29 protein-coding genes and 1 tRNA gene are annotated in these 25,777 nt (G+C 70.0%); 9 read left to right on the forward strand and 21 right to left on the reverse strand.

Features of this window, described 5'->3' with window-relative positions; all coding sequences use genetic code 11:
- Positions 1-29 precede the first annotated feature (29 nt).
- The gene (locus tag ACWEOO_RS14255; RefSeq protein WP_452143324.1) at positions 30-581 is read left to right on the forward strand and encodes a hypothetical protein; all 552 of its coding nucleotides are present in this window, start codon (positions 30-32) and stop codon (positions 579-581) included.
- Positions 582-638: 57 nt separating this feature from the next.
- Here ACWEOO_RS14255 and ACWEOO_RS14260 read toward each other — a convergent pair whose 3' ends face one another.
- The 5 genes from ACWEOO_RS14260 to ACWEOO_RS14280 all read right to left on the reverse strand — a co-directional run bounded on the left by ACWEOO_RS14260 (position 639) and on the right by ACWEOO_RS14280 (position 5,428).
- Positions 639-1,067, reverse strand: a complete 429-nt coding sequence (locus ACWEOO_RS14260; RefSeq protein ID WP_452143325.1) for a hypothetical protein — start codon at positions 1,065-1,067, stop codon at positions 639-641.
- Positions 1,064-1,588: a SigE family RNA polymerase sigma factor gene (locus ACWEOO_RS14265; protein WP_355692947.1), complete on the reverse strand. Its 525-nt coding sequence runs from the start codon at positions 1,586-1,588 to the stop codon at positions 1,064-1,066. Before ACWEOO_RS14265 ends, ACWEOO_RS14260 begins: the two co-directional genes overlap by 4 nt.
- Before the next feature lie 21 nt (positions 1,589-1,609).
- Positions 1,610-2,950, reverse strand: coding sequence for a diguanylate cyclase (locus ACWEOO_RS14270; protein ID WP_452143326.1), 1,341 nt, complete (start codon positions 2,948-2,950; stop codon positions 1,610-1,612).
- A 156-nt stretch (positions 2,951-3,106) separates the two neighbouring features.
- On the reverse strand, positions 3,107-4,654 hold the full coding sequence (locus ACWEOO_RS14275) for a helicase HerA-like domain-containing protein (RefSeq protein ID WP_452143327.1): 1,548 nt from the start codon (positions 4,652-4,654) through the stop codon (positions 3,107-3,109).
- A 69-nt stretch (positions 4,655-4,723) separates the two neighbouring features.
- A complete protein-coding gene (locus ACWEOO_RS14280; protein WP_452143328.1) occupies positions 4,724-5,428 on the reverse strand; it encodes a L,D-transpeptidase family protein in 705 nt (234 codons plus the stop codon).
- Positions 5,429-5,587: 159 nt separating this feature from the next.
- On the opposite strand from ACWEOO_RS14280, the gene ACWEOO_RS14285 reads away from it, so the two are divergent.
- Positions 5,588-5,881, forward strand: a complete 294-nt coding sequence (locus ACWEOO_RS14285; RefSeq protein WP_130386840.1) for a type II toxin-antitoxin system VapB family antitoxin — start codon at positions 5,588-5,590, stop codon at positions 5,879-5,881.
- Between the two features lie 31 nt (positions 5,882-5,912).
- The gene (locus ACWEOO_RS14290; protein ID WP_452143329.1) at positions 5,913-6,476 is read left to right on the forward strand and encodes a LytR C-terminal domain-containing protein; all 564 of its coding nucleotides are present in this window, start codon (positions 5,913-5,915) and stop codon (positions 6,474-6,476) included.
- Positions 6,477-6,491: 15 nt separating this feature from the next.
- Here the strand turns inward: ACWEOO_RS14290 and ACWEOO_RS14295 are convergent, their stop codons facing one another.
- Positions 6,492-6,791: a hypothetical protein gene (locus tag ACWEOO_RS14295; RefSeq protein WP_355692956.1), complete on the reverse strand. Its 300-nt coding sequence runs from the start codon at positions 6,789-6,791 to the stop codon at positions 6,492-6,494.
- A gap of 61 nt (positions 6,792-6,852) precedes the next feature.
- On the opposite strand from ACWEOO_RS14295, the gene ACWEOO_RS14300 reads away from it, so the two are divergent.
- A complete protein-coding gene (locus ACWEOO_RS14300) occupies positions 6,853-7,308 on the forward strand; it encodes a MarR family winged helix-turn-helix transcriptional regulator (RefSeq protein ID WP_452143330.1) in 456 nt (151 codons plus the stop codon).
- On the opposite strand, the gene ACWEOO_RS14305 is transcribed toward ACWEOO_RS14300, so the two are convergent.
- The 5 genes from ACWEOO_RS14305 to ACWEOO_RS14325 all read right to left on the reverse strand — a co-directional run bounded on the left by ACWEOO_RS14305 (position 7,305) and on the right by ACWEOO_RS14325 (position 10,324).
- Complete coding sequence (locus tag ACWEOO_RS14305) at positions 7,305-8,816, reverse strand: potassium/proton antiporter (RefSeq protein WP_452143331.1); 1,512 nt, start codon at positions 8,814-8,816, stop codon at positions 7,305-7,307. The genes ACWEOO_RS14300 and ACWEOO_RS14305 overlap by 4 nt on opposite strands.
- A gap of 206 nt (positions 8,817-9,022) precedes the next feature.
- A tRNA-Ser gene (locus ACWEOO_RS14310) sits at positions 9,023-9,113 on the reverse strand.
- A gap of 13 nt (positions 9,114-9,126) precedes the next feature.
- The gene (locus tag ACWEOO_RS14315; RefSeq protein ID WP_452143561.1) at positions 9,127-9,555 is read right to left on the reverse strand and encodes a nucleoside deaminase; all 429 of its coding nucleotides are present in this window, start codon (positions 9,553-9,555) and stop codon (positions 9,127-9,129) included.
- Between the two features lie 31 nt (positions 9,556-9,586).
- Positions 9,587-10,075, reverse strand: a complete 489-nt coding sequence (locus ACWEOO_RS14320) for a tRNA adenosine deaminase-associated protein (RefSeq protein ID WP_359940004.1) — start codon at positions 10,073-10,075, stop codon at positions 9,587-9,589.
- An 87-nt stretch (positions 10,076-10,162) separates the two neighbouring features.
- Positions 10,163-10,324 (reverse strand): hypothetical protein, encoded by a 162-nt coding sequence (locus ACWEOO_RS14325; protein ID WP_359940007.1) that lies wholly within the window; start codon positions 10,322-10,324, stop codon positions 10,163-10,165.
- 105 nt (positions 10,325-10,429) lie between these two features.
- On the opposite strand from ACWEOO_RS14325, the gene upp reads away from it, so the two are divergent.
- Positions 10,430-11,071, forward strand: a complete 642-nt coding sequence (upp, locus tag ACWEOO_RS14330) for a uracil phosphoribosyltransferase (RefSeq protein ID WP_355692966.1) — start codon at positions 10,430-10,432, stop codon at positions 11,069-11,071.
- A gap of 1 nt (position 11,072) precedes the next feature.
- Here the strand turns inward: upp and ACWEOO_RS14335 are convergent, their stop codons facing one another.
- From ACWEOO_RS14335 to ACWEOO_RS14350, 4 genes are all read right to left on the reverse strand, one after another.
- Positions 11,073-12,035: a phage baseplate protein gene (locus tag ACWEOO_RS14335; RefSeq protein ID WP_452143332.1), complete on the reverse strand. Its 963-nt coding sequence runs from the start codon at positions 12,033-12,035 to the stop codon at positions 11,073-11,075.
- 4 nt (positions 12,036-12,039) lie between these two features.
- On the reverse strand, positions 12,040-13,005 hold the full coding sequence (locus tag ACWEOO_RS14340) for a phage baseplate protein (protein WP_452143333.1): 966 nt from the start codon (positions 13,003-13,005) through the stop codon (positions 12,040-12,042).
- 181 nt (positions 13,006-13,186) lie between these two features.
- On the reverse strand, positions 13,187-14,089 hold the full coding sequence (locus ACWEOO_RS14345) for a 1,4-dihydroxy-2-naphthoyl-CoA synthase (protein WP_363707321.1): 903 nt from the start codon (positions 14,087-14,089) through the stop codon (positions 13,187-13,189).
- Positions 14,090-14,263: 174 nt separating this feature from the next.
- A complete protein-coding gene (locus tag ACWEOO_RS14350) occupies positions 14,264-15,277 on the reverse strand; it encodes a LacI family DNA-binding transcriptional regulator (protein WP_359940022.1) in 1,014 nt (337 codons plus the stop codon).
- 145 nt (positions 15,278-15,422) lie between these two features.
- Here ACWEOO_RS14350 and ACWEOO_RS14355 point away from each other — a divergent pair, with 145 nt between their 5' ends.
- Both ACWEOO_RS14355 and ACWEOO_RS14360 read left to right on the forward strand, forming a co-directional pair.
- Positions 15,423-17,357 carry a Xaa-Pro dipeptidyl-peptidase gene (locus tag ACWEOO_RS14355; RefSeq protein ID WP_452143334.1) on the forward strand — a complete coding sequence of 645 codons (1,935 nt, stop codon included), beginning with the start codon at positions 15,423-15,425 and terminating at the stop codon, positions 17,355-17,357.
- Positions 17,358-17,506: 149 nt separating this feature from the next.
- Positions 17,507-18,370 (forward strand): hypothetical protein, encoded by an 864-nt coding sequence (locus ACWEOO_RS14360; RefSeq protein ID WP_452143335.1) that lies wholly within the window; start codon positions 17,507-17,509, stop codon positions 18,368-18,370.
- A 109-nt stretch (positions 18,371-18,479) separates the two neighbouring features.
- Here ACWEOO_RS14360 and ACWEOO_RS14365 read toward each other — a convergent pair whose 3' ends face one another.
- Positions 18,480-19,406, reverse strand: coding sequence for a helix-turn-helix domain-containing protein (locus ACWEOO_RS14365; protein WP_452143336.1), 927 nt, complete (start codon positions 19,404-19,406; stop codon positions 18,480-18,482).
- Positions 19,407-19,531: 125 nt separating this feature from the next.
- Here ACWEOO_RS14365 and ACWEOO_RS14370 point away from each other — a divergent pair, with 125 nt between their 5' ends.
- Positions 19,532-19,861, forward strand: a complete 330-nt coding sequence (locus ACWEOO_RS14370; RefSeq protein WP_355692988.1) for a PadR family transcriptional regulator — start codon at positions 19,532-19,534, stop codon at positions 19,859-19,861.
- Positions 19,858-21,039 (forward strand): HAAS signaling domain-containing protein, encoded by a 1,182-nt coding sequence (locus tag ACWEOO_RS14375; protein ID WP_452143337.1) that lies wholly within the window; start codon positions 19,858-19,860, stop codon positions 21,037-21,039. Before ACWEOO_RS14370 ends, ACWEOO_RS14375 begins: the two co-directional genes overlap by 4 nt.
- On the opposite strand, the gene ACWEOO_RS14380 is transcribed toward ACWEOO_RS14375, so the two are convergent.
- From ACWEOO_RS14380 to ACWEOO_RS14400, 5 genes are all read right to left on the reverse strand, one after another.
- The gene (locus ACWEOO_RS14380; RefSeq protein WP_452143338.1) at positions 21,023-21,613 is read right to left on the reverse strand and encodes a GNAT family N-acetyltransferase; all 591 of its coding nucleotides are present in this window, start codon (positions 21,611-21,613) and stop codon (positions 21,023-21,025) included. The genes ACWEOO_RS14375 and ACWEOO_RS14380 overlap by 17 nt on opposite strands.
- Before the next feature lie 261 nt (positions 21,614-21,874).
- Positions 21,875-22,852 (reverse strand): adenylate/guanylate cyclase domain-containing protein, encoded by a 978-nt coding sequence (locus ACWEOO_RS14385; protein WP_452143339.1) that lies wholly within the window; start codon positions 22,850-22,852, stop codon positions 21,875-21,877.
- Positions 22,842-23,240 carry a cyclic nucleotide-binding domain-containing protein gene (locus tag ACWEOO_RS14390; protein ID WP_359940043.1) on the reverse strand — a complete coding sequence of 133 codons (399 nt, stop codon included), beginning with the start codon at positions 23,238-23,240 and terminating at the stop codon, positions 22,842-22,844. Before ACWEOO_RS14390 ends, ACWEOO_RS14385 begins: the two co-directional genes overlap by 11 nt.
- Positions 23,241-23,446: 206 nt before the next feature.
- Positions 23,447-24,793, reverse strand: coding sequence for a threonine/serine exporter family protein (locus ACWEOO_RS14395; protein ID WP_359940052.1), 1,347 nt, complete (start codon positions 24,791-24,793; stop codon positions 23,447-23,449).
- A complete protein-coding gene (locus ACWEOO_RS14400) occupies positions 24,783-25,760 on the reverse strand; it encodes a sugar-binding transcriptional regulator (RefSeq protein WP_452143340.1) in 978 nt (325 codons plus the stop codon). Before ACWEOO_RS14400 ends, ACWEOO_RS14395 begins: the two co-directional genes overlap by 11 nt.
- Between the last annotated feature and the right edge of the window lie 17 nt (positions 25,761-25,777).

Genomic DNA, 25,777 nt, shown 5'->3' on the forward strand with positions numbered 1-25,777 from the left:
CAGCGAGCGTGCGGCCGTGCAGTTGATGAGTGCTGGAGGTCCGCTACTTGCCGGCCGGGAAGGCCGTCGGCAGCTGGGCCGAGGTCGGCGCGCAACTCGGCGACGGAACCGCACGAGTGGGCGACACCGTCGGCGGAAGGCTCGGCCTAGGGACCGGACGACGGGTCGGCTTCGCGGTCGGCGGAGGCGTCGGGGTGGCGACCGCACGGCGCGTCGGGGTGGCGACCGGGCCGCGGGTCGGGGTCGCTGACGGTGGCAGCGAGGGGGTGGGGACCGGTCGGCAGGTCGGCATCGCGGTCGGTGGGAGAGTGGGTGGGACCGGGCGCGCGGACGGCGCGCGGGTGGGGGTGGCGATCGCGCTGGGGGTCGCGCGGGACGCCGGCTCCTGCGACGTCGACCGGGTCGGTGTTGCCGCGGGACCGCCTTGGGCCGCGGTGTCCGCGTTCGAGCCGCCGCTGCGCGCCATCGCGGTTCCGGCGACCGCGATCCCGACGACGGCCGCGGACGCGATCGCGCCCACCAGCACCCGGGTCGTCCGCCGTTTCCGGCCTGCCTCGTTCATTGTTGCCCTCCGCACCTAAGTGATGTTCGGTCGGGCTGAAGGACGCACCCGGGCAACGAAAAGGTTCTGCCCCGGTTCAGTCCGGCGTCCGCGTCGGCGGAGTCGACGGCGTGGCCTGCCGCAGCGGCGTCGTACGGTCACCGCGCGGCCCCGGCGGCGTGCTCGACGTCGGCACGCTCGTCGGCCGCACCGTCCGCCGAGCCGGAAATGTCGGCGTCGCGCTGGGCGGTGGCGTCGGTCGCACCGAAGGCGTACGAACCGGCGTCCGAATGCTCGGCTGCACCGGCACGGCCGGACCAGGGCCCGCCGGCTGCGGTACGTCGGCCCGCGGCAGCCCGGCGACCACCGTCACGGCGACCACCCCGGCGACCGCGGCCGAAGCAGCGGCAGCGGCGACCCGGCCCCGGACCCGTCGGCGTCGCGCGCCGGCGACCACCCGCGCCGGGTCGAGCGGAGCGATCGTGTCGTCGGGCGCCAAGGCTGCCCGGAGTTGTTCGTCGTTCATGCCCGCTCCCCCACACCGCTCAGCTCGGGCGCGGCCCGCAGCTTGTCCAGGGCTCGCGCGTTCGCGCTCTTCACCGTCCCGATCGCCACCCCGAGAACCGCGGCCGTCTCCCGTTCGGTCAAGTCCTCGAGGTACCGCAGTACGACGACCGCCCGCTCGCGCCGGCTCAGCGTGGCGAGCGCGGCCCCGACCGCGACCCGCCGATGGACGCCGCCGCTCGGATCGGCGTCCGCCTCGAGGAGCAGCTCGAGCTCGGTCGTGTCACCGCTCGGCCGCTCGCGCCACGGCCGCCGCCGTACCCACGACAGGTGCTGGTTGACCACCGCCTGCCGGACGTACGCGAACGGGTCGGCCATCTCGATCCGGTCCCAGCGCAGGTACGCCTTCTCCAGCGCGGTCTGCACCAGGTCCTCGGCGAGGCCGGCGTCACCGCAGAGTACCCGCGCGAAGTGCACCAGGCGCGCGGATCTGGCCAGCACGAATGCCGTGAAGTCGTCGTCACGACTCCCCGTGGCCGTCATCTGTGCTCCGTCCTGCCGTCCTCACCTCACAGGACGCTGGGCAGGAGCCAAAGGTTCTGTCTGGTCCACGAATTGTGCGGTCGCGGTCAGCCGGGGCAGCGGGACGATGTCCGCGGCCAGTCGGACCCGGTTGCGCCCGGCGGCCTTCGCGGCGTACATCGCGCGGTCGGCGCGCAGCAGCAGGTCGTCGACGGTCGTTCCGTCGGCCGGGTACACCGCGACGCCGATGCTGACGGTCAGGTGGAAGGTGTCCGGATCCAGGTGCGGGTCGTCCAGCACGCCGGCGCACATCGCGGCCAGCGGGCTGTTGGCGACCGCGTTGCGGAGCCGGTCGGCGGTCACCGTCGCCTCGTCGAGCCCGGTGTCGGGGAGCGCGATCACGAACTCCTCGCCGCCGAACCGGCCGATCACATCCTTGGCCCGGATCGCGCTGCGCAGGATCGTCGCGACCGCGCGCAGCGCCTCGTCGCCGACCAGGTGGCCGTGCCGGTCGTTGACCTGTTTGAAGTGGTCGATGTCGATCAGCAGCACCGCCATCGGCTCGTGCTGGTTCCGCGAGGTGCGCAGCATGTGCTCGGTCCGGCGGCGCCACCAGTCGACCCGGGTCAGGCTGGTCTTCGGGTCGGTCTGGGCCTCGGTCTCCAGTTGGCCGAGGAGCAGGGCGCGTTGCGCGGTCAGCGTGACCGGGATCGCGACGAACGCGAACCACGGGCTGATCAGGCAGGCCGCCGCGAGCAGGCAGCCGAAGGTGGCGGCGGTCGCGTCGGTGCACAGGTCGTCCAGGCCGCCGACCGTCTCTTGCCGGTTGCTGCCCGGGATGATCAGCGAGATCGCGAGCCCGCACAGCAAGGTGTCGGTCACGACGTACGCGAAAGCGCCGCCGGTCATCGCGACGACCAGGCCGAGGCCGCTGTCGCCGGTCAGCCCCCGGGCCGAGACGAAGACCGCGTGCGCGGCGCCGACCGCGAGGACGTGCACGGCGGTCGAGAAGGCCCACCGGTACGGGATGCACTTGCCGGCCCGGATCCGCCACCAGATCCGCAGCAGCACCGCGACCAGGATCGCCAGCGCCGGGTGCAGGATCACCGACGCGGCGATCATCCACGCCGGGGAGAGGTCCTTGTGCAGCGCGCCACCGCGCCGCCGGCGGCTCTCCACCCGGCGCGCGCCCTCGACCGAGATCAGCGCCGAGACGGTCAGCGCGAACACGACGTCGAGACCACGCCAGCTCGGCACCTCGGTGAACGCGCGCACGCCGTACCCGATCGCGGCCAGGTCGACGAGCACCACGACGGCGAACGCCGGGACCGTCAGGGTCCAGAGCGCCCAGGTACGCATCGCCCGCCTACTCTGTGCAACCATCACTTCACACGGTACGGCGTGTAGGCGTCACGGCCCATCGGTGACGGCGCGGCTGTGGATGACGACTTGGAAACGATCGGCAATCCTTGCTGAGTCAGTCGTTTGATCAACGAACAGGCCTGGTTTCCCCTGTCCTGACAAGGAAAACCCGGACCGTCAGCGACGCCTGCGGGCGGAGCCGAACAGGCCTCGGACGATCTCCCGGCCGGCCGACCGGGCGAACTGCTTGAAGGCCGAGGACCCGATGACCTGCTCGACCATCGACTTCTCCTGCCTCTGGGCCCGCGGCCGCGGCTCCTCCTGCTGCTTGGCCTGCTCCTGCTGCTGTTTCTCGGCCTCGGCCTGCGCCGCACCGGCCTGCACCTTCGCGGCCAGGATCTCGTACGCCGACTCGCGGTCGAGCATCTGCGAGTACTTCGCGTTGTTCGCCGAGGCCTGCACCGCCGCGGTCAACTGCTCCGCGGACGCCGGCGCCATCAGCGACTGCGGCGCCCGCAGCCGGGTCCACGCGACCGGGGTCGGTGCGCCCTTCTCGTTCATCACGGTCACGATCGCCTCGCCGATCCCGAGCTGGGTCAGCACCTCGCCCAGGTCGTACGACGAGCTCGGGAACGTCGACACCGTGGCCTTCAGGGCCTTCGCGTCGTTCGGCGTGTGCGCACGCAGTTGGTGCTGCACCCGCGAACCGAGCTGGGCCAGCACCGCGTCCGGCACGTCCTTCGGCGTCTGGGTCACGAAGAACACGCCGACGCCCTTCGACCGGATCAGCCGGACGGTCTGCGCAATCGCGTCCAGGAACGCCTTGGACGCGTCGTTGAACAACAAGTGCGCCTCGTCGAAGAAGAACACCAGCTTGGGCTTGTCCACGTCGCCGACCTCGGGCAGGTCGTGGAACAGATCGGCGAGCAGCCACATCAGGAACGTCGAGAACAGCGCCGGCCGGTCCTGCAGGTTCGGCAGCTCGAGCAGCGACACGACACCCTTGCCGTCGCGCTGCTGCAACAGGTCGGCGGTGTCGAACTCGGGCTCGCCGAAGAACGCCTCGGCGCCCTGGTCGGCGAATCCGATCAGCGCCCGCAGGATCACACCCGCGGTCGCCGCGGACAGACCGCCCAGCTCCTTCAGGTCGTCCTTGCCCTCGTCGGAGGTGAGGTGCTGGATGACCGAGCGCAGGTCCTTCAGGTCGAGCAAGGTCAGCCCGGCCTTGTCGGCATAGTGGAAGATCAGCCCGAGCGACGACTCCTGGACGTCGTTCAGCCCGAGCACCTTGGACAGCAGCACCGGGCCGAACGATGTGATCGTCGCGCGGATCGGGATCCCGGTGCCCTGGCCGCCGAGCGCGTAGAACTCGGTCGGGAAGCCGGTCGCCGTCCACTCCTGGCCGATCGTCTTGGTCCGGGCCAGCAGCTTGTCACTGCTCGCACCGGGCTGCGAGATGCCGGACAGGTCGCCCTTGATGTCGGCGGCGAACACCGCGACACCGGCCGCCGACAGCTGCTCGGCCATCAGTTGCAGGGTCTTGGTCTTGCCGGTACCGGTGGCGCCCGCGACCAGGCCGTGCCGGTTCATCATCCCCAGCGGGATCCGGACCGCCGCCTCCGGATTCGGCTCGCCGTCGACCAGCAACGCACCCAGCTCGAGCGCCGCCCCCTCGAACGCGTACCCCTGCTTGACGGTCTCCACGACGTCGGCTTTCTCGGCCATCTGGCGCGCCTTTCCCCGGTTGCCTCGACTCTGGCTGTACTACCCGGTCGGCATGCTAGTCCTCCGAGGTCAGCGCATCACGACCACACGCGTCGCGCCGGCCGCGAACGACCAGATCGCGACCGACATCGAGGCCGACACCCGGATGCAGCCGTGCGAGGCGCGGTAGTTCGTGCCGAGCAGCCAGTCGGCGTGGATCTGCTGCCCGTTCGACTTGTAGGTCGGGATCTGGTGGAACCCGACGCCGCACGGCGCGAACCGGACGAAGTGGTTCAGGTAGAGCCGCCCGCCGTCGGTGTTGCGCAATACCCGGGCCGGCCGGCCGCATTTCGAGCCGCTTGTATACGTACCGGCCTTGAGGTACGTCGGGTTGTCGATGATCCCGCCCTGCCGCACGACCTTGCCCCGGGCATCGATCAGCCACACCCAGTTCTGCGTCTGGCTGACGACGATCCGGCGCCCGGTCCCGGAGCGGCGAGGCACCGCGCGGACGTCGCAGCGCTTCGCGGTCGAGGCCATCAGGCGCGCATACGTCGTACTGTTCAGCGAACCGGTCTGGCTCAGCACGTTGGCGGACTGGAACCGCACCGTCGCCGCCTGGGTCATCGCGCCGGCCTTGCCGTCGACCGGACCGGACGTGCAGCCGAGCGTGTTCAGGCGGGCCTGGGCGGCCTTCACCTGGGACACCGTGGCGGCCTCGGCCGGTACCGACGTACCGAGCCCGATCAGCGTGATCGCCGCGGTCGCGAGGCCGAGTTTCGGAAGAATTCGCATACCGTTCACTCCCCCCTGGTCGTAGGCGCGGATCCACCCCACCGCTCCGTGTTCCTGTAGGACGCCGGGCGGCCCGGAAAGGTTGAGTCGGTGTACCGGACTGTTCCGGTGACATTTGTGACCTCTCGGACGACCTGTGATCCGGCTAGACTTCGGGGGGTGATCTTCAAGCGCGTCGGGGACGACAAGCCGTACCCGGACCATGGCCTGCGGCCGAAGGACTGGTCCTCGCTGCCGCCACGGCAGGTGCGGCTGGACGAGCTTGTCACCACCAAGGGCACCCTGGACCTGAACGCACTGCTCGACGAGGATTCGACCTTCTACGGCGACCTGTTCGCCCACGTGGTGGAGTGGAAGGGCGACATGTACCTCGAGGACGGGCTGCACCGCGCGCTGCGGGCCGCACTGCAGCAGCGTCAAGTCCTGCATGCACGGGTACTGGTAGTGGACTGACCATGGCTGCCGCTCACGGGGGGAGGAGCAAGTGACAGCGATTCATCCGCAACCGAGACCGCACTCGCGGCTCCGGTGGCGTACGCCGATCACGATGGTGATCTTGCTCGGGATCCTTGCCGGCGGCGGCTGGTGGGGCTGGAACTCGCTGATGAACAGCAGCGCCGAGCCGACCTGTACCGAGCAGAAACTGACGAACAACCGCCTGGTCCCGAAGCAAGTCGTGCTGAACGTGTACAACGGCGGCGCCCGTGCGGGCTCGGCCGGCCGGGTCGCGGAAGTGCTGAAGCAGCGCGGCTTCAACATCGACCGGGTCGCCAACGAGCCCAAGGGCGACAAGACCGAGGTGGTGGCGCTGCGCGGCGCCACCGCGGACGCGCCGGAGATGCTGCTCGTCGCCGGTCAGCTCAACCAGAAGGCGCAGCTGATCGCCGACGGCCGCACCGACCACACCGTCGACCTGGTGATCGGGGCCGGCTTCGGTGCGGTGAAGCTCAAGGGCATCCCGTCGGTGGCGGTCGCCCCGGGCTCCACGGTCTGCCTCCCGGTGGTCCCCAGCCCGCAGCCCGTCCCCTCCGGCCAGAACCCGAACTGAGGCGTCCGGCCGCGGTCAGAAGATGAAGAACCCGGTGACCGCGGTCGGGAGGATGCCCGGCAGCAGCCAGGCCGAGACCAGCCTGCGCCGGTGAATGGCGAGGATGCCGACCGCGGTGAGTACGCCGATCACGCCCGACATCAGCCACAGGCCGACGCCCTTGCCGAAGTCGTCGCCGGCGACGCCGATGCTGTAGACGGCCAGGGTGACGGCCGGGACGCTGCCGACGTGGAAGAGGATGGCCGAGACCACCCAGCGCTGCACGGTCTCGATGTTCATCGGCCGCGGGGTCCGGCGTCGTATCACCTGCGTCATCGCTCCCTCACTGACTTTTCGCACTAATAGTTAGTGTACATAATGTTGCTACACTAACCGCATGGTAGGGACGAAGATCACGCCGCCGGACAACCCTCTCGCGCTGGAGCATCAGGTCTGCTTCGGGCTCGCGGTCGCCGCGCGGACGGTCATCGCGCTCTACCGCCCGGTCCTCGAGCCGATGGGCCTGACCCACCCGCAGTACCTGGTGATGCTGGCGCTGTGGGAACACGAGCCGGTCTCGGTCAAGGACCTCTCCCGGATGCTGCAGCTCGAGCCCGCGACGTTGTCCCCGCTGCTGAAGCGCCTCGAAGCCGCCGGCCTGCTGCGCCGCGACCGCTCCCGGGCCGACGAGCGCTCCCTTGCCGTGGCTCTCACCGACAAGGGCCGGGCGCTGCGCGAGCAGGCCCTCGAAGTACCACCGGCCATCGTCGAGCGCCTCGGCATGGACATCGACGAGCTCATGGACCTGCACGCCCGCCTGACCAAGGTCATCGCCGCGGCGACACGCGCCTAGTGCTGTTCGCGGCCGCGTTCGCCGAACCAACCGGCCAGACGGCCGGCCCTGGAGACGGCCCGCAGGCGGCGGACGGTCTGCTCGCGGACCGGGCTGGGCGCGACCACGAGCAGGTTGTCGCCGGCCCGGAGCACGGTGCGGCGGTCCGGAACGAAAGCTTGCTCGCCGCGGATCACCAGCGAGACCGAGACACCGGGCGGTAGCCGGAGCTCGCCGATCTCGACGCCCGCCAGCCGGGACTCGCTCGGGACGAACACCTGGAGCATGTCCGCGCCGAGCGACTCCAGCGGCGCCACGTCGATGTCCACCTCATGCGCCGCGTTCTCGTCGAGCACGTTGAGCCGCTTCGCCAGCCACGGCAGCGACGGGCCCTGCAGCAGCGTGAACAGCAGCACCAGCACGAACACCACGTCGAAGATCCGGCCGGCCTGCGGCACTCCCTCGGCGAGCGGGATGGTCGCGAGCACGATCGGCACCGCGCCGCGCAGACCCGCCCACGAGATGAATGTCCGCTCCCGCCACGGCAGCCGGAACGGCGCCGCCGAGATCGCCACCGACGCGAACCGCCCGACGACGGTCACCGCGACCCCGATCACGAGCGCGACGAGGACGTCGTTGAGCTCGAAGTCCCCCGGCGACGCCAGCAGCCCGAGCATCACGAACAGCCCGATCTGCGCCAGCCACGCGATCCCGTCGACGAACGACCGGGTCGCCATCCGGTGCGGCAACTCGGCCCGGCCCAGCACCAGCGAGGTCACGTAGACGGCGGCGAATCCGGACACGTGCAGGAGGACGGCGCCCCCGGCGTACGAGATGAAGGCCACGGAGAGCACCGCGAGCGGATACAGGCCGGCCGAGCCGAGCGCCATCCGCCGGATCAGGCCGACGCTCAGCCAGCCGATCAGCAGGCCGAACAGGGCGCCCACGACGAGCTCGTACACGACCAGGCCGCTGAACCACAGCAGGCCCTTGTCGCCGATCTCGCCGGTGCTGACGAGTGTGACGAGCAACACGGTTGGGGCGTCGTTCAGACCGGATTCGGCCTCCAGCGCGCCCCGCAACCGCGGTTGGATCGGCACCCGTCTGAGCACCGCGAAGACGGCCGCCGCGTCCGTCGGGGACGTCACTGCGCCGAGCAGGACGGACAGCTGCCAGCTCAGCCCGAGCACGAAATGCGCGACGCAGGCGACGACGCCGACACTGACCGCGACACCGACCGTCGCGAGCACCAGCCCGAGCGGCATCACCGGGCGGACCTCGTTCCACCGGGTGGTCAGGCCGCCCTCGGTGAGGATCACCACCAGCGCCGCGAACCCCAGCGCGTGCGCCAGCTGCGCGTCCTCGAAGTGGATGTGCCCTGGCCCCGACTCGCCGAGCAGCAGGCCCATCCCGAGGTAGATGAGCAGCGACGGGAGCCCGATCCGCGCGGACAGCCGCACCGCGACCACGGCGACCAGCAGAACCGCCGCACCCGCCAGCAGAATGCCGTCGAGCTCCGCAACATCCATAGGGGCCCTCTCGCCGAGCGTCCCGAGTCAGGTCCAGAGAGACGAAAACCCTGACGCATCACACAGCATCAGGGTCTCCGGCTATCTGCCGCCCCGAGGGGCGGTTGGCGGTGGCGGAGGGAACCGTCGCAGGCTCCTCCCAAATCCCACAGCCCTTGATATTCGGTTGGATGGTCCCACACTTCGTGCGGGACCATCCAACCGAATGGCGGTGGCGGAGGGATTTGAACCCTCGGACGGGGGTTGCCCGTCACGCGCTTTCGAGGCGCGCTCCTTCGGCCGCTCGGACACGCCACCGCCGAGGACACTATCAAGGTCTGTGCCCGATGAAGAAATCGCGGAGCCGGGCGCCTGCCTCGTCGGCCATCACACCGCCCACCACCTCGGGCCGGTGATTGAGCCGGCGGTCCCGGACGACGTCCCAAAGCGACCCCACCGCGCCGGCCTTCTCGTCGTACGCCGCGAAGATCAGCCGGTCCAGACGGGACAGCACGATCGCCCCGGCGCACATCGTGCACGGCTCCAGCGTGACCACCAGCGTGCAGCCGGACAGCCGCCACTCACCGACGTGCCGGGCCGCCTCCCGGATCGCCAGGATCTCGGCGTGCGCCGTCGGGTCGCCGGTCAGCTCCCGCTCGTTGTGCCCGCGGCCGATGATCTCCCCGTCGCCGTCCACCACGAGCGCGCCGATCGGTACGTCGGGCAGTGCCCGCTCGGCCTCCTCGAGCGCCAGCGCCATCAACCGCGACCACGCCTGCCGCAGGACCGGACTAGCCAACGGCTTCGATCGCGTCGTCGAACTGGTTGCCGAAGCCAAGCGCCTCGGCGACCTCCTCGAGCATCTCCACCGGGTAGAGGTCGACGTCGTCGCAGAGCGCGCCGAGGTCCATCGCGGTCATCCCCAGGTCGGCCACGATCGCCAGGTCGCCGGCCGGGACCTGCTCGTCGTCGTCATCGGCCAGCGGGATGTCGAGCTCGTCCACGACCTGCCGGGCCAGCGGCCACTCGGTCGCGGCGGTCACGTCGGAGATCAGGAACCGCGCCCGCCCGCCGTCCACTCGCACCAGGACGAAGAAGTCCTCGTCGACCGACACCATGCCGAGCACGCCCGCCTCGCCCGGGTAACGACGCAGGGCGGAGACCAGGGTGGACAGGTCGAGCTCACCGCGCAGTACGAGCGGGGTGACAGTCCAGTGCCCGTCCTCGAGGTAGGCGGCAACCGCACAGTCGAGATCGGTCATAGCCGTGGCATCGGACACCGGCTCATCGTCCCAGACTCCAGCTTTCCAGGCGATCTCGTTGTGGTATCAGATCCGCCAACACAGGTCGACACCGCCCGGTCATGGTCAGTGATGGAACGTCGCCCGGCGCATCGCCTCCCGGAGCTGCCGGACGCGGGCCCGCCGGGGCGCGATCCGGTCCCGCAGGGCCGCCGCCTCCTCGCGCTCGCGCAGGAAGGCGGCACGCCGGCGCAGGCGGTCGAGCTGCTCGGGCGACTTCTCGGTCATCGGGTCACTCCCTGGTGGGCGAACAGGGCAGAATCCAATGCAGTTTCCAGTTTGGCAGCGAGCGCGCTTTCCCGCCGCGAATCGCCGACGGTACCGTTCGGGCTTATGCAGATCCTCGTCGTGGACCACCCGCTCGTCGCCCACAAGCTCACCGCGCTGCGCGACGAGCACACGGACTCACCCACGTTCCGGCGGCTGACCGAGGAGCTCGTCACGCTGCTCGCCTACGAGGCGACCCGGGACGTGCGGACCGGCCCGGTCACGGTACAGACCCCGGTCGCGGAGGCGCAGGGCGTGAAGCTCGCCGCGCCGAAGCCGCTCGTCGTCCCGATCCTGCGGGCCGGCCTCGGCATGCTCGAGGGGATGACACGACTGCTCCCGACCGCGGAGGTCGGCTTCCTCGGCATGGTCCGCAACGAGGAGACCCTGACCGCGTCGACGTACGCCGAACGGCTCCCGGAGGACCTGTCCGGCCGCCAGTGCTACGTCCTCGACCCGATGCTCGCCACCGGCGGCACCCTGGCCGCCGCAATCCAGTTCCTGGTCGACCGCGGCGCCGACCACATCACCGCCATCTGCCTGCTGGCCGCCCCCGAGGGCGTAGAGCGCGTAGAACGCGAACTCACCAACCTCCACGTCCCCTGCAACCTGGTCATCGCCGGCATGGACTCCCACCTGAACGACAAGGGCTACATCGTCCCCGGCCTGGGCGACGCCGGCGACCGCTTGTACGGCGTCGCCCAGTAGCTCACACGAGGTCGTTGCGGTAGAAGAGGTTGGCTCGGCGGTCGCCGGTTACGCCCGAGGCGAAGCCGAAGTAGAGGCGGGCGGTGGCGTCGGTGGAGCCGTAGACGGCCATGCCTTCTGGTTCTCGGTAGGTGAGGGATTTGCCGGCCAGGGTGAGGAACGAGTCGACCAGTTGGCCGGCGTTGATGTCGTAGCACCACATCTTCGACGTCGCCTGGGTCTCGTCGGGCTCGCCGGGATAGGCCTCGCCTTCCCAGAAATAGGCGTACGAGCCGTACAGCGCCCAGCCCTGGAAGTCGATGCCGGGCGTCAGTGCCGGCTGCTTGAACGATGCGAGGACCGTCGAGAAGTCACCGCTGCGCGCGGCCGTCAGCGAGTAGACGTTGATGTGCATCCCGTCGGACAGCGAGTGCCTGACGCCGAGCTGGTTGAAGCGTTGGTCCACGGCGGGGGTGAAGACGCTGCCGCTCGACACCGGCTTCCATTTCGTCACCGCCGAGGACGTCAGCGTCTTCCCGTTCTGCCAGGGAAAGCGGCAGATCTGCCGGCCGCGCCCGTTCGCCGTGTCGACGTCGGTCTCGGTCCACAGGTACGTCGTACTACCGGAAGCCTCCGCGCCGATCGACACCGCGTGGCCGAACCCGGAGAGGTACATGTAGCCCAGCTGGTTGCCGGAGAAGTCGAGCTGGGTCAGCGCGAGATCGCCGCTGTTCGCACCGCTCCCGCCGCGCAACTGGGCGGCGAACAGGCGGTTGTTGGGGGTGTCGAACGCGAACGACTGCATCACGGTCGCGTCCTGCAGCGGCTTGCTGCGGAAGAACTCGTTGGTGGTCGCGCTCATCTGGAAGCGCTTCGAGGTCGGGAGGGACAGGGTCCGGGCGGTGGCCGCCGGTACGCCGAGGGTGCCGGCGGCAACTAATGCGCCGGCACCGGTCAGCAACCCGCGGCGGGACAGGTTGTCCATGCGGTTACACCAATCTGCTCCGATAAAAGAGGTTGGCCCGGCGGTCGCCGGTCACGCCGGAGGCGAAGCCGAAGCACAGCCGCGGGCAGCCGAAACGATCGACGTGCACCCCGACACCCTCGGCCTCGCGGTAGACCAGGTCGGCGCCGTCCAGGATCTGTACGGACTCGACGACCTCGCCCTTGGTGATGTCGTACGTCCAGAGCTTCGACGTCGCCGCGGCAGGATCCGGCGTACCGGCGTACGCCTCGCCCTCCCACAGGTAGACGTACGAGCCGTACAGCGCCCAGCCCTGGAAGTCGATGCCCGCCGTCATCGCGGGCTGCTTGAACGACGCGAGCACCCGCGAGAAGTCCCCGGCGCGTGCCGCGGCCAGCGAGTACACGTTGATGTGGAACCCGTCGGCGAGTGTGTGCCGGATCCCGATCCGGCCGTGCAGCTGGTCCACCGACGGCGTGAACACCGCACCGTCCGCGACCGGCTTCCAGCTGCGCAGCCCCGGCGAGTCCTTGGTCAGCGTCGCGCCGTCCTCCCAACGGAACCGGGCGATCTGCCGGCCGCGCGCGTTCGCGGTGTCGACGTCGGTCTCGGTCCACAGGTACGTCGTCCGCCCGACGGCCTCCGCGCCGACCGAGACCGCGTGGCCGAAACCGCTCAGGTACATGTGCCCGACCACGTCGCCGGCGAGCGTGAGCTGCGTCAGTGTGAGATCACCGCTGCTGGACGGCGAGCCCGCGCGCAGCTGCCCGGTGAACAGCCGCTGGTTCATGTTGTCGAACGCGATCGACTGCATGACGGTCACGTCCGCGAGCGGCTTGCTCCGGAACAGCTCGCCACCCGGCCCGTCGAGGACGAACCGCCGCGACGGCGGGAGCGCGAGCGTCCCGGCGGACGCCGGCACTCCTACCGCTCCGCCAACCACCACAGCACCGGCACCAGCAAGCAACCCACGGCGGGAGAGATTGTTCATAGCGCCCGACGGTAAGCGATCTACCGCGAACTGTCAGCACTTCGCACGAATATTTCTGTGAAGACCACAGAATCTGGTGTTAAAATCTACCAAGGCTGAACAGGCACTCGCCCCGAGCCATCCGCTCGACGGAGCACCAGCTGCCGATGCGCGAATCGTTGCCTATGCCAACGGATGTGGGCTAGAAGGCATACGGGTAAGGCGACCAGTCGGCCGGCCGCTTCTCCAGGAACGAGTCGCGTCCTTCGGCCGCCTCGTCGGTGCCGTAGGCAAGCCGGGTCGCTTCGCCCGCGAACAGCTGCTGCCCGACCAGCCCGTCGTCGATCAGGTTGAACGCGTACTTCAGCATCCGCTGCGCCGTCGGGGACTTCGCGCAGATCTTCTTGCCCCACTCCAGCGCGACGGCTTCCAGGTCCGCGTGCGGGACAACCTTGTTCACCATGCCCATCCGGTACGCGTCGTCGGCGGAGTACTCGTCACCGAGGAAGAAGATCTCCCGCGCGAACTTCTGCCCGACCTGCCGCGCCAGGTACGCCGAGCCGAACCCGCCGTCGAACGACGCCACGTCCGCGTCGGTCTGCTTGAACCGCGCGTGCTCGGCCGACGCCAGCGTGAGGTCCGCGACCACGTGCAGGCTGTGGCCACCGCCCGCGGCCCATCCCGGGACGACGCAGATCACGACCTTCGACATGAAGCGGATCAGCCGTTGTACTTCGAGGATGTGCAGCCGGCCCGCGCGCGCCGGGTCGATGCTTTCGGCGGTCGTGCCCTCGGCGTATTTGTATCCGTCCTTGCCGCGGATCCGCTGGTCACCGCCCGAGCAGAACGCCCAGCCGCCGTCCTTGGGCGACGGCCCGTTGCCGGTGAGCAGCACGCAGCCGACGTCGGTGGACATCCGTGCGTGGTCCAGCACCCGGTACAGCTCGTCGACGGTCTGCGGCCGGAACGCGTTGCGCACCTCCGGCCGGTTGAACGCGATCCGCACCACACCGGCGTCGACCGCGCGGTGGTAGGTGATGTCGGTCAGCTCGAAGCCGTCCACCTGCTTCCAGGCCGACGGGTCGAAGATCTCGGAGACGGTCACCGGTCGAGCATAGAGGCTGCGCGGAGAGGTGGTGCCGTCGCGAGCGTCGTCCCGCGGAGTGCTGGGCAAGGCGGAGGAAGGAGGCAGGACGGAGTCCTTCCGACCGACGACAACGCCGCCCAGTGCCCGCGGGGCGGCGCGGAGCAGGCACCACCTCTCCGCGCAGCCTCTGATTCAGGCGCGGGCGGTGCTTTCGCGCAGTACTACCTCGGCCTTGAACGTCTCGGTCGTGGCGTCGCCGCCCTCGATGGCGAGCTCCAGCGCACGGCGACCCATCTGCTCCAGCGGCAGCCGTACGGTCGTCAGACCCGGCCACACGTCCCGCAGCGTCGCGATGTCGTCGAACCCGGCGACGCCGAGCTGACCCGGTACGTCGACGCCGCGCGCACGCACCGCGGACATCGCGCCGACCGCCATCACGTCGTTGACCGCGAACACACAGTCGACGTCGGCGTTGCGGTCGAGCAGCTGCTCCGCGGCGGCGTACCCACCGTCGCGCGTGAAGTCGCCGGCCTCGACCGCCACCGGCGCCAGCCCGGCCTCGGCCAGCCCGGCGACGAACCCATCGCGCCGATCGCGTGCCGTCGCGAGCGTCTCCGGCCCACCCAGCACGGCGAACTTGCGCCAGCCGAGCCCGACGAGCTCGCGGGCCAGGTCCGCCGACCCCGAACGGTTGTCCGGCTCGACCGTGTGCGCGGGCATCCCGGACTGGCTGACCAGGGCGAGACCCGCGCCGGAGTTGAGGAAGCTCTCCACCTCGGCCGCCGTCCGGGCCAGGCTGTCGCTGTCGGTCCGCCGGCTGCCGATCATCACCGCGGCCCGCGCCCGCTGCGCCCGCAACGACGACAGGTAGGCGATCTCGCGGTCGGCGTCCCGGAAGGTGCTGGCCATCATCACCAGCAGGTTGCGCTCGTCGGCGGCGCGCATCACGCCGTTCGCGATCGCGGCGAAGTACGGGTCCTCGATGTCGTGCACCAGGATGCCGACCACGTTCGTCGACGACTTGGCCAGCGCCTGCGCCTGTGCGTTCGGCGTGTAGCCGAGCTCGTCGGCCGCGGCCTTCACCCGTTCCTGCAACTCCGGACGGGGCACGCGGTCCCCGCCGTTCAGCACGCGGGACGCGGTCGCGACCGACACGCCCGCACGCTGTGCCACGTCCAGCAACGTGACCGGTGCTCGCAGATTCATGGCCTACCCTTTCGTGCGTCCCCCCGGTGGGCGGTGGCGGTCACCCTATCGAACCACGCAGTTCTCACGCTGCGTATCGGGCAGGTCGCTGCCAATCTCGGCAGAACCTGGCGTTGCGGCCCGCGAGTGACTAGCCTTCCCAGCCATGAGGACCGTCCGCGCCCGGGTGACGATCCTGGTCTCGTCCGCCGTGCTCAGCCTGTCGGCCGTCGTCGGTCCGGCCGTCGCTGCGCCGCTCCCGGACGGGCCCGGTACGCCGGCCCCGGCTGCTGCTCCCAGTGTGCCGCAGCACATCGACACGCGCACCAAGAGCACCGAGCCGGTCTACGACTACGCGAACGCGATCCGCGAGTCGGTGTACGTCGACACCACGACGGACACCGACTCCGACGGCGAGAACGACGAGATCGCGGTGGACATCGTCCGGCCGAGCGAGACCGCGCTCACCGGCGTGAAGATCCCGGTCATCATGGACGCCTCGCCGTACTACTCCTGCTGCGGACGCGGCAACGAGAGCGAGAAGAAGACTTACGACGGCGACGGCGTGATCCGGAAGATGCCGTTGTTCTACGACAACTACTTCGTCCCGCGCGGCTACGCGATGGTCGGCGTGGACATCGTCGGCACCGGCCGCTCCACCGGCTGCGGTGACGTCGGCGGCCGCGACGAGATCCAGTCGGTCGTCGACGTGATCGACTGGCTGAACGGCCGCAACACCGCGCACACCGCGAACGGGCAAAAGGTGTTGGCGTCCTGGACCACCGGCGCGGTCGGGATGATCGGCAAGTCGTACGACGGGACGCTCGCGAACGGCGTCGCGGCCACAGGCGTACCGGGCCTGAAGACGATCGTGCCGATCTCGGCGATCTCGTCCTGGTACGACTACACCCGCTCCGGCGGCGTACCGTACTCGGACGACTACATGCCCTGGCTGGCTGGATACGTCGGGCACGACAGCGCCGCGTGTGACGAGGTCCGCGGCGAGCTCGGTGACAACGACGACGACGAGACCGGCGACTACACGTCGTTCTGGGCCGAGCGCGACTACACCGAGAACGCCTCGAAGGTGAAGGCGTCGGTCTTCATCACCCACGGACTCAGCGACTACAACGTGCAGACGAACCACTTCTCGCAGTGGTGGTCGGCGCTGTCGCGCAACAACGTGCCGCGCAAGCTGTGGCTCGGGCTCGAGGACCATGTGGACCCGTTCGAGTTCCGCCGCGACGAGTGGGTCGACGAGCTGCACAAGTGGTTCGACTACTGGCTGCAGGGCCTGCAGAACGGCGTGATGAAGGAGCCGATGGTCTCGGTCGAGACGACGCCGGACGTGTGGCGCGACTACCGGACGTGGCCGGCCGTGAACCGGCCGACGCCGGTGCCGCTGGCGCCCGGCAAACTAGGCGCCGCGGGCAAGGGTTCGGTGACGATCACCGACGACCCCGAGCTCACCGAGGACGACATCGTCGCGGACCCGACGCAGGTGATCGCGGGCCGTCAGATGTTCCTGTCCGCGCCGCTCGCGGCACCGCTGCGGGTCAGCGGGACGCCGTCGGTCACGCTCCGGCTGAAGTCCGACTCGTCAACGACGCCGGTGACCGCGCGCCTCATCGAGTACGGCGAGGCCCAGCGGTACACCGGCATCCGCCGTACCGACGACAGCACCTGTGAGGGATCGAGCACCGACTACGACGACAGCTGCTACTACACCGTCGAGAAGCTCACCGCACAGAGCGACCACGGCATCGTCAGCCGCGGCTGGATCGACGCCGCGCACAGCAAGTCCCTCACGAAGCCGACCCCCCTGAAGCCCGGCCAGTGGACCACTGTCACGGTCCCCCTCCGCGCCCAGGACCAGATCATCCCCAAGGGCCGCATCCTCGGACTGGCCATCACCCTGTCCGACACCGAGTGGACCAGCCCCAACGACACCGGCGCCACCATTGACATCGACGTAGCAGCCAGCAAACTCAACATCCCGGTCTCCTCAGGCCACCTGACGGCCCCCACCAAACCCCAGTCGATCCAGGTCGAAATCACCACCCCCACCCAACGCCCCAACCTCCACGACCCCAAGAACTGACCCTCGTCTCCCGCCGAGTCGTGGAGATCGGCTGTGCAGATCAGCCAGAATCCACGACTCGACGAAGGTGATCGAAGCCAATCGCCACGACTCGGCGGTGCTGTGGACAAGTGAAAGCGTGGGACAGGGGATCCCGCGATGATGGTGGTGTGTTGTTCACGGTGGCGGATGCGCGGGCGGCGGGTATCTCGCGCGGCGTGCTCCGCGGCCCGCGGTACCGACAGGTGCTGGGTCCTGTGTACGTCGACGCAACGGTCGCTCTCACGTCCCGGTTGCAGGCCGAGGCAGCGTTGATGCTGACGCCCGGTGCAGTCGTGAGTCACGACACCGCGCTGAGCCTGTGGAGCGCCGACGATCGCGCCGCCGAGATCGTCCACGTGACCGTCCGACGCGATCCGCGGCGAACCCTTCCACGGGTGCGCGGGCTGCGCGTTCACGAAGTACAGCGACTCGACCGCGCGCTGCGTGCCGGACTGCCGCTGACCTCGCCCGAGCGGACGTTCGTCGACCTTTCACCGTACTGCGATCTGACCGGACTGGTCTGCGCAGGAGATTCCCTCGTCCGGCACTCCGACGCGGAGCCGAACGACCTGGTCGAGACAGCCCTCGCGGCGATCGGAGTCCGGGGCGCCCGACGTGCTCGGGAAGCAGCGGCCCTGGTCCGCTCAGGCGTCGATTCTCCGATGGAATCGCGGCTCCGGCTGCTGCTCGTCTTCGGTGGCCTGCCCGAGCCGGAGACCGGCTACGTGGTCACCGACTCCGCCGGCGGCTGGCTGGCCGAACCGGACCTTACCTACCCCCACTCGAAACTGGGGATCGAGTACGACGGGAAGCACCACCTGGTGGATGCGCGTCAGTGGCGGCTGGACATCCGCCGCCGCGAGAACCTCGAACGCGAAGGCTGGCGGATCCGGGTCGTCACCGCCTACGACATCCTGCAGATTCCGCACACCGTCGTGGCCCGGGTCTCCGAGGACCTCCGCGCCCGACGCCACCCCCTCCTCGCCGCCTAACCCGCTCCCACTGCCCCAGACCGCCGAGTCGTGGCGATTGGTCCCCACCTCCGACGCCGAGTCGTGAATATCGGCTGCGCGCGTCAGCCAATTCTCACGACTCGACGGATTAGTTGCCTTCAGCTACGAAGTGCATCGGGTCGCCGGCGTTGAGGTCGGTGATGCCGGCGGTGTAGAAGGCGCCTACCAGGAGGGATCGGCGGTGGGCGGCGAAGGTCAGGACGTGGGCGACCATTCCGCCGTAGGTGAAGACCCGGGGTGGTTCGCAGGTGGTGTCGACGAAGGACTCGTCGAAGCGGCCTTCTTCGTTGAGTTGGTTGACGAGGGCCACGAAGCGGGCGCCGGCGTCGGCGTGCCGGGTGCGGAGTTCGGGGATCGGGGTGACGACCTCGCGGCCGCACTCCGGGACCTGGAACGGGCGGTCCTCGACGGACGCCAGCCACATCTCCTCCTGCCAGACCAGGCGGTCCAGGAGGTAGCGGATCGAGATGTCGTCGTCGATCCCTTCGACGGACAACTCGATGGGGCGGTCCAGGGTCGCGGCGTCCAGCCGGGCGCCGCGTTCGATCAGCTCTCCGGTCAGCCACACGTGGTGCTCTACCATCCTGACAAGTACGTCCATGCCTCTCACCTTTCTACGGGCCGGCAGCCGAAGACCGGCCGGCGGCTGGAAATGCACTCCACTCGGCGCCGCGAGGAAGAAGACCCGCGACGCTTCCCGCCGCCACTCCCGTGGCGACATTCCGTACGCCCTGGCGAACGCACGCGTGAACGCCTCGTGCGACCCGTACCCGGCCTCGACCGCGACATCGAGTACGGCGACCGGCTCGGTCAGCAGCCGGTACGCCGCGCGTTCGAGCAGCACCCGCCGCCGGAACGCGAACGGCGACTCGCCCGCCACCGCACCGATCACCCGGTCGAAGTGGAACCGCGACAGATGCACGCGGCCCGCCAGGCCGGCGCCGTCGAGCGGGTCGTCGGCTTCCCGAAGACCGGCCGCGACCACCGCCACGAACTTCTCGAACACGTCCGCCATGTCCACCACTGTGCCCCAGCCGCCCGGCGCCGACTTGATCGAAATTGCGGAGTCGCCCAGTCTCCCAACCGGAGTACTCCGCAATGTGTAGTAGTCTTCTCCGCGGAACACCGGAGGAGGCCGCCATGGACACGAGCCAACTGCTCAAAGGCGTACTGGATCTCGCCGTGCTCGCCGTGCTGCGAGACGCCGACGGCTATGGGTACGACGTACTGCGCCGCCTGCGCGCGGCGGGACTCGAGGACGTCGCGGACGCCTCCGTGTACGGGACGCTCCGCCGGCTGTTCCAGGCCGGCGCGCTGACGTCGTACGTGCAGCCGAGCGAGGAAGGCCCGCACCGCAAGTACTACGGGCTGAACAAGACCGGGCGCGAGCTGCTCGAACAGTCCACGAAGACCTGGAACCACTTCGCCGACACGATGTCGGTGCTGCTGCTGGAGAAGGAGGCCGCGTGAACAGCACCCTGACCGGAGCGGTCGCGAGCTACCTGACGCAGGTGCGGGCCGAACTCGACGACCTGCCGCCGGGTGAGCTCGAGGACGTGCTCCACGACGTCACCGATCACCTCACCGAGGTGGCGGCCGAGCTCGGTGACCAGCCGTCCTTCGCCGACCTGCAGGCCCGCCTGGGGACGCCCCGGCAGTACGCCGACGAGCTGCGAACCGCGGCCGGCTATCCAGCCCGCACCGAGCCGGTGAACCAGGACGAGCTCGCCGCCGGCCGGCGGGCGCTGCACTGGGGCCTGATCGCCTGCACGGTCGGCCCGTTCTTCGTTGCGGTCAGCATCTTCGCGTGGTCGCGCGACGAGACGACGTTCTTCGGGCTGCTCGGGCTCGGTGTCCTGTTCGTGGCGGCGACGCTCGGTCTGCGGGCGCTGCACGGCAACGACCCGCGGATCGTCCTGGACACCCCGCGCGGCACCCGCGGCGAGGCGGCGATCCGCGGCTGGATCGACCAGATCCCGCCGAACGTCCGGCACGAGCTGGTGACGATCGGCCAGCCGGTCTGGTGGGTCGTGCGGGGCATGATCGGCGCGGGCGGATTCTTCGCGTTGTTCGGCGCCCTGTCGGTGACCGTGGTCGGCGCCTTCGCCGGCGCCGCGGTGTCGGTGTGGATCGGTCGCCGGACCCAGCAGGACCGGCGCTGGCTGTGGTACGTCGTACCGCTCAACGTCGTCGCGGCGGTCGCGGTCCCGGCCTTCCTGGCCGCGGCGTATGCCGGTGCGTCGTTCGGGTTCCTCAACAACTACAACGACTACCGCGGCACCAGCACGCGCTACCCGCCGGAGAACGGCATCACGGTGAACGGCACCCCGGTCTCGAACATCTACCCGTTCGATGCCCAGGGCAAGCAGGTGTCGGTGCGGCTGTACGACCAGAACGGCAGCCCGATCACTCTGGAGCTGCAGGACTGCGCGGCCAGCTACGGCCAGGTGTCCCGCGACTCCACCAGCAACCTGTTCCCGCAGGCCGTCGTCGTCGCCGACGAGAACGGCAACGTCACGTCCGACAACTGCAAGGACTCGACGAAGGCCCCCTTCGCCCCACCCCCGGCCCCGGCGACGCCCACCACTGCCAAGCCCTCCGGCACACCGACCCCCGGCGTCACCCTCACCGTCAAACCGACGAGGTGACCGACGCTGCCGCGACGCGGCGGTAGCTGTAGCCGAGGCGGTGGTAGACGGCGATCGCGGCGGCGTTGCTCGCGTCCACCATCAGCGCCGCTCGGCCGTGGCGTTTCACCAGTTCGGCGGTCGTGAATCCGCAGACCTGGCGCGACAGTCCCTTGCCGCGGGCAATAGGATGCGTCGCGACGCCGGCGAGGAAGCCGACCTCGGGTGCGCTCCACGCGTCCGCGGCGATACTCAGCAGCTCGCCACGCTCACCAGTCAGTGCCGCCCAACGCCGTACGCCGGGATGCCCCGGCCACGCGTACGACGTGGGCGAGGCGAGTGTCAGCAGCTCTTCGACGCCGGTATCCCCGTCGATCCAGGCAGCCGTCGTGGTGACGTCCGGGATCACCTCGGCGTCCATCCACCCGAAGGCTGCCGAGAACGTCAGCCCCGGCACCCGCGCCGCAAGTTCGCGGATCAGCTCCTCGTCCCCGAACGGCCGGTATGACGGACCGGCCTCGGCCAGCACGCCGGTCGTCAGCCGCACCGCGTCCTTGACCGGCCCGACCACCGCCAGCCGGTCGTGCTTCGACACATCCGGTGACGCGACCGCTACCGCTGCCCCCGCACGCCAAGCACGCACCCCGGCGGCCAACCCTTGAGCCGCCCACCCAACAATCGGGTCGCCCCCGCCAACCAGCTGCAGCTCAGCCGGCGTCCTGATCTCCCGCACACCCCGAACCGTATGTCACGGACGGCAGCTCGACAGGAGGTGTCCGGCGACAGGCGCGTCCAGCAGGCGTGCGCGGCGCGCCGATCGGCCGCAGTGGGCGTATACGTACTGTCGAGCTGCCGCTCAACCGGCGCGCTGGATGGCGTACGGGACCAGATGGCGGTAGCCGCGCACGGCGACGCGACGCAGGCGGTGGATGGCGTACGACGGGTGGCCGTCGAGGGCCGCGGCGAGTTCACGGTCGGCGAGGACCCGGCCGGGTTTGCATTCGGTGGTGAGCCGGGCGGCCAGGTTGACCACCTCGCCGTACACGTCGCCGAGCCGGATCAGGATCGTGCCGTACGCGAGCCCGATCCGCAGCTCGGGAAGATCCGCGTACGCCGTCACCGCGTCCTGCAGCGCCAGCGCGACCGCGGCTCCCTGCGCGGCGGTGTCGGTCACGAACAGCACCTCGTCGCCGATCGACTTGATCACCCGGCCGCCGTTCAGCGCGACCACGTCCGCCGCCGTCCCCTCGAACCGCTCGATCAGCTCGCCCAGCTCCGCCTCGTCCAACCGCCGGGCCAGGCGGGTGTAGCTGACGATGTCCGCGAAGCCGACCGCCCGGACGCCGCGGGCCAGCTCGTCCGAGCCGGCCACCGCGCGCCCGGCGGCCGCGGCGAGGTGCCGGCGCCAGACGTACGTCTGCAGGCGTTCCATGGCCGGCAGCAACAGGCCCGCGACCTCGATCGCCTCGTCCGCGGACAGTTTGGACCCGCCGAGGAACTCCAGGAACATCGCCGACTGCCACGACGCCAGCCGGGACTGCGTCTGCCCGAGTTTGCGGGCCAGCGAGGACTCCATCTCGGGCTCGATGAACCCGTCGTCCTCCAGCGCCGCGACCAGCCGTAACGCCTCGACGTCGTCGTCGGTGAAGGCGACCTCGTCGTCCGGCACGGTCGCGAACCCGAGCGCGTGCCACATCCGCTCGGCGCGCTGGGTCGAGATCCCGGCCCGCTCGGACACCTCGATCCGGGTGAACTTCCGCTCGCCACCGAGCAGCGTCCGCTCGAACTCCCGGGTCAGTCCGGCCAGATCCGGTGTTCCAGGGTCAGCGGCCACCGCGGCGCTCGGCGATGGTGGCGTCGATGGCGTCCCGGAACGCGGGCAGCCGGCGGGTGAGGTCGTCGAACTTCTCCCGGGTGAAGTGCAGCAGCTGCAGCCGCGACTTCGCCGTGACGGTTGCCGTTCGCAACGTGTTCTTCCGGACCGCGACCTCGCCGGCGATGTCGCCCGGGCCGAGCTCGGCGATCTCCTCGCCCTTCTCGCGGACCGCCGCCGTCCCGCTGAGGATCAGGTACGCCGCGTCCGGCGGTGTCTGCTCCAGGATCAGCGACCAGCCGGCCGGTACCGAGACCTCTTCGCCGGCGCGGAAGATGTCCCGGATGTCACGCCCGGACAGATCCGCGAACAGCGGCAGGTCCCGTGGGGACGTCCTACCCAGTGCCACGTCGATCCTCCTCGCCGATGTTTCCCGTCGGTAACTCTAACGTGCCGTCGACACGATGGTCACCCTGCGGCGCGAAACGCGCCGAGAACCGGCGGGCGGCGCCGCCCGCCGGGTGTCGTCGACCACCTTGTGCGCCCACCGACCGTTTCGCGTCGGCTGAAATGTGCGGTGGGGACACAAAGTGGACCTTTGGCGGCGGAAGTCCACTAGGCGGCGCGGCGTCGGCGGCGGGTTGTGCGGCCGGTCTGGCGGCGGATCGGGCGGCGCGGGCCGACGAGGCGGGGCCCGGCCAGGCGGTCCTCGAGGCGGCGGGCCTCGCGGCGGATCGGCTGGGCGACGTACTCGCCGAGGATCAGGCCCGAGGCGAGCGCGACGCCGATCGCGACCGCGGTGGTGAGGCTGACGATGCCGATCAGTTGGCCGACACCCATCAGCTCGTACAGGCCCTTGTAGATCGTCAGCCCGGGCAGCAACGGGATCGATCCGGCGACGACCACGACCAGCGGCGGTACGCCGGTGCGCCGGCCGCTCGAGTACCCGCCCAGACCGACGACGAACGCGGCCGCGGCCGTGGACCACGCCGGGCCGAAGGACGCGCGCGTCATCAGCGTGAACACCAGCGAGGCGAGGGCGCCCATCAGGGCGACGGGCAGCAACGCCCGCAGCGGCGCGTACGTCGCGTAGGCGAAGGCGACCGCCATCACCGCGCCCGAGATCACCATGATCGGAAGGTTCGCCAGCTGGATCGTCTGCGGTTCGATGCCGACGTGCAGACCGAACCTCAGCCCGAGCGCGAGGCCGAGCGAGACACCGGCGATGATCCCGCCGGTGAGCAGCATCGCCTCGAGGCTGCGGGCCGCGGCGGTCACGTAGTACCCGGTGATGGCGTCCTGGACGGCACCGGTGAGCGCGATCCCGGCCAGCAGCATGATGATGCCCGCAGCAACGACCAGGGACGGTTTCACCGGTGCGTGCACGGCGTACAGGATCAGCGCGACGGCGGTCGCCACGAACGCGCCGGCGACCTGCTGGTAGAACGCGGGCAGCCGCTGCCGGGAGAACCACCGGTTGTTCAGGTCGATCACGATCGCGGTCAGCACCGCGACCAGCGTGATCAGCCAGCCGCCGCCGAGCAGTAGCGTTGCGCCGCCGGCCATCACACCCCAGGCGAGCACCGCACTCCAGCGCGGGTACGGCGGACCGGCGGACGTGATCCGGGCGAGCTCCCGCGACGCCTCCTCGCGGGTCAGGTCGCCGCGGGCGAACCGCCGTACCAGCTGGTCGACCTCGGTCAGCCGGGAGAAGTCCTGCGACCGGTACCGGACCAGCCGGATGTGCGTCTCCGGCGCGACGTCGGGCGCGGCCTGGTACGAGACGGCCATCGACGTGAACGTGATGTCGACCTCGCACCCGCGCAGCCCGCCGGCCGCGGTGACGCCGAGGATCGTCGCGGTCGCGTCCGCCGTACCGGCGCCGCTGGACAGCAACACCTCACCGACCCGCAACGCCAGGTCGATGGTCGCGTAGACCTCCCGCTGCTCGTCAGGCTCCATCGAGAAGACGGTGCGCCATCGAGAGGTCGGTGATCAGGATATTGACCCAGCCGCCGAGCAGGGCGGCGCGGATCGCGGAGTACTTGCGGTCGCCGCCGGCCACGCCGATCCGGCGCGGCACCGCCAGCAGCTCCTTCGCGGTCACCCCGATGACGCGTTGGTCGAACGTCGAACGCACGAGCTTTCCCTCTTCGTCGAAGAACCGGAAACACACGTCCCCGACGGCACCGAGCCGGCGCAGCTCGTCCTGGTCGGCCTCCGCGACCGCGTTGCCGCTGCGCTGCAGCAGCGGCGAAGGCTCGAGGCTGCCGATCCCGACCAGGGCGTCGGTGAGCTGTCCCCACGTGCCCAGAACGTCCCGAACCGACACATCGTTCATCATCGCCCGGCGGACGGCGGGCGTCCCGACCAGCCCGGGAGCAGGCAGGTAGACCGGCATCCCACCGGTCAGCTCGGCGAACCGCGCGGTCAGCCGGGTGGCCTGCATCTGCACCGCGGCGTCGCCCAGCCCGCCGACGATCTGGACCACCTTGTCCACCACCGGAACGCTCTTGCGCGGCATCCGGTCGACGGCGCTGATCAGCGTCTCGCTCCACGACGAGATACCGACCACGTGCCCGCCGGTCAGCGTCATGTCCAGGTACGCCGCCGCGCCCGAACCGAGCGCCGGCAGCACGTCGTCGCCCACGCCGAGGGTGTCGACGACCACGGCGTCCCGCAGCCCGTACCGGCCCTGCAGCTCGTCCTCGAGGTCGCTGTGCACGCCGCTCGGCATGGTCACCACGGTGTGCACGATGCCGACCTCGACGGCCTGTTTCAGCATCCGGGAGACGCGCGCCTGGGACAGGTTCAGCTCGGCGGCGATCTGCGGCTGCCGGATGCCCTTCTCGTGGTACATCCGGGCCACCTTCGCGAGCAGCCGCAGCTCGTCCAGCCCGGGCCGGCGGACACCACGGTTGCTGTTCACGGCGCTCCCTTCGAGAC

Source organism: Kribbella sp. NPDC004138 (assembly GCF_053603655.1).

What these genes read in the sequence shown, in the direction of transcription:
- ACWEOO_RS14260 (WP_452143325.1), bottom strand. Translation starts at nt 1,067, where the DNA reads ATGAACGACGAACAACTCCGGGCAGCCTTGGCGCCCGACGACACGATC.
- ACWEOO_RS14265 (WP_355692947.1), bottom strand. Translation starts at nt 1,588, where the DNA reads ATGACGGCCACGGGGAGTCGTGACGACGACTTCACGGCATTCGTGCTG.
- ACWEOO_RS14270 (WP_452143326.1), bottom strand. Translation starts at nt 2,950, where the DNA reads ATGGTTGCACAGAGTAGGCGGGCGATGCGTACCTGGGCGCTCTGGACC.
- ACWEOO_RS14275 (WP_452143327.1), bottom strand. Translation starts at nt 4,654, where the DNA reads ATGGCCGAGAAAGCCGACGTCGTGGAGACCGTCAAGCAGGGGTACGCG.
- ACWEOO_RS14280 (WP_452143328.1), bottom strand. Translation starts at nt 5,428, where the DNA reads ATGCGAATTCTTCCGAAACTCGGCCTCGCGACCGCGGCGATCACGCTG.
- ACWEOO_RS14295 (WP_355692956.1), bottom strand. Translation starts at nt 6,791, where the DNA reads ATGACGCAGGTGATACGACGCCGGACCCCGCGGCCGATGAACATCGAG.
- ACWEOO_RS14300 (WP_452143330.1), top strand. Translation starts at nt 6,853, where the DNA reads ATGGTAGGGACGAAGATCACGCCGCCGGACAACCCTCTCGCGCTGGAG.
- ACWEOO_RS14305 (WP_452143331.1), bottom strand. Translation starts at nt 8,816, where the DNA reads ATGGATGTTGCGGAGCTCGACGGCATTCTGCTGGCGGGTGCGGCGGTT.
- ACWEOO_RS14315 (WP_452143561.1), bottom strand. Translation starts at nt 9,555, where the DNA reads ATGGCGCTGGCGCTCGAGGAGGCCGAGCGGGCACTGCCCGACGTACCG.
- ACWEOO_RS14325 (WP_359940007.1), bottom strand. Translation starts at nt 10,324, where the DNA reads ATGACCGAGAAGTCGCCCGAGCAGCTCGACCGCCTGCGCCGGCGTGCC.
- upp (WP_355692966.1), top strand. Translation starts at nt 10,430, where the DNA reads ATGCAGATCCTCGTCGTGGACCACCCGCTCGTCGCCCACAAGCTCACC.
- ACWEOO_RS14335 (WP_452143332.1), bottom strand. Translation starts at nt 12,035, where the DNA reads ATGGACAACCTGTCCCGCCGCGGGTTGCTGACCGGTGCCGGCGCATTA.
- ACWEOO_RS14340 (WP_452143333.1), bottom strand. Translation starts at nt 13,005, where the DNA reads ATGAACAATCTCTCCCGCCGTGGGTTGCTTGCTGGTGCCGGTGCTGTG.
- ACWEOO_RS14350 (WP_359940022.1), bottom strand. Translation starts at nt 15,277, where the DNA reads ATGAATCTGCGAGCACCGGTCACGTTGCTGGACGTGGCACAGCGTGCG.
- ACWEOO_RS14355 (WP_452143334.1), top strand. Translation starts at nt 15,423, where the DNA reads ATGAGGACCGTCCGCGCCCGGGTGACGATCCTGGTCTCGTCCGCCGTG.
- ACWEOO_RS14365 (WP_452143336.1), bottom strand. Translation starts at nt 19,406, where the DNA reads ATGGCGGACGTGTTCGAGAAGTTCGTGGCGGTGGTCGCGGCCGGTCTT.
- ACWEOO_RS14370 (WP_355692988.1), top strand. Translation starts at nt 19,532, where the DNA reads ATGGACACGAGCCAACTGCTCAAAGGCGTACTGGATCTCGCCGTGCTC.
- ACWEOO_RS14395 (WP_359940052.1), bottom strand. Translation starts at nt 24,793, where the DNA reads ATGGAGCCTGACGAGCAGCGGGAGGTCTACGCGACCATCGACCTGGCG.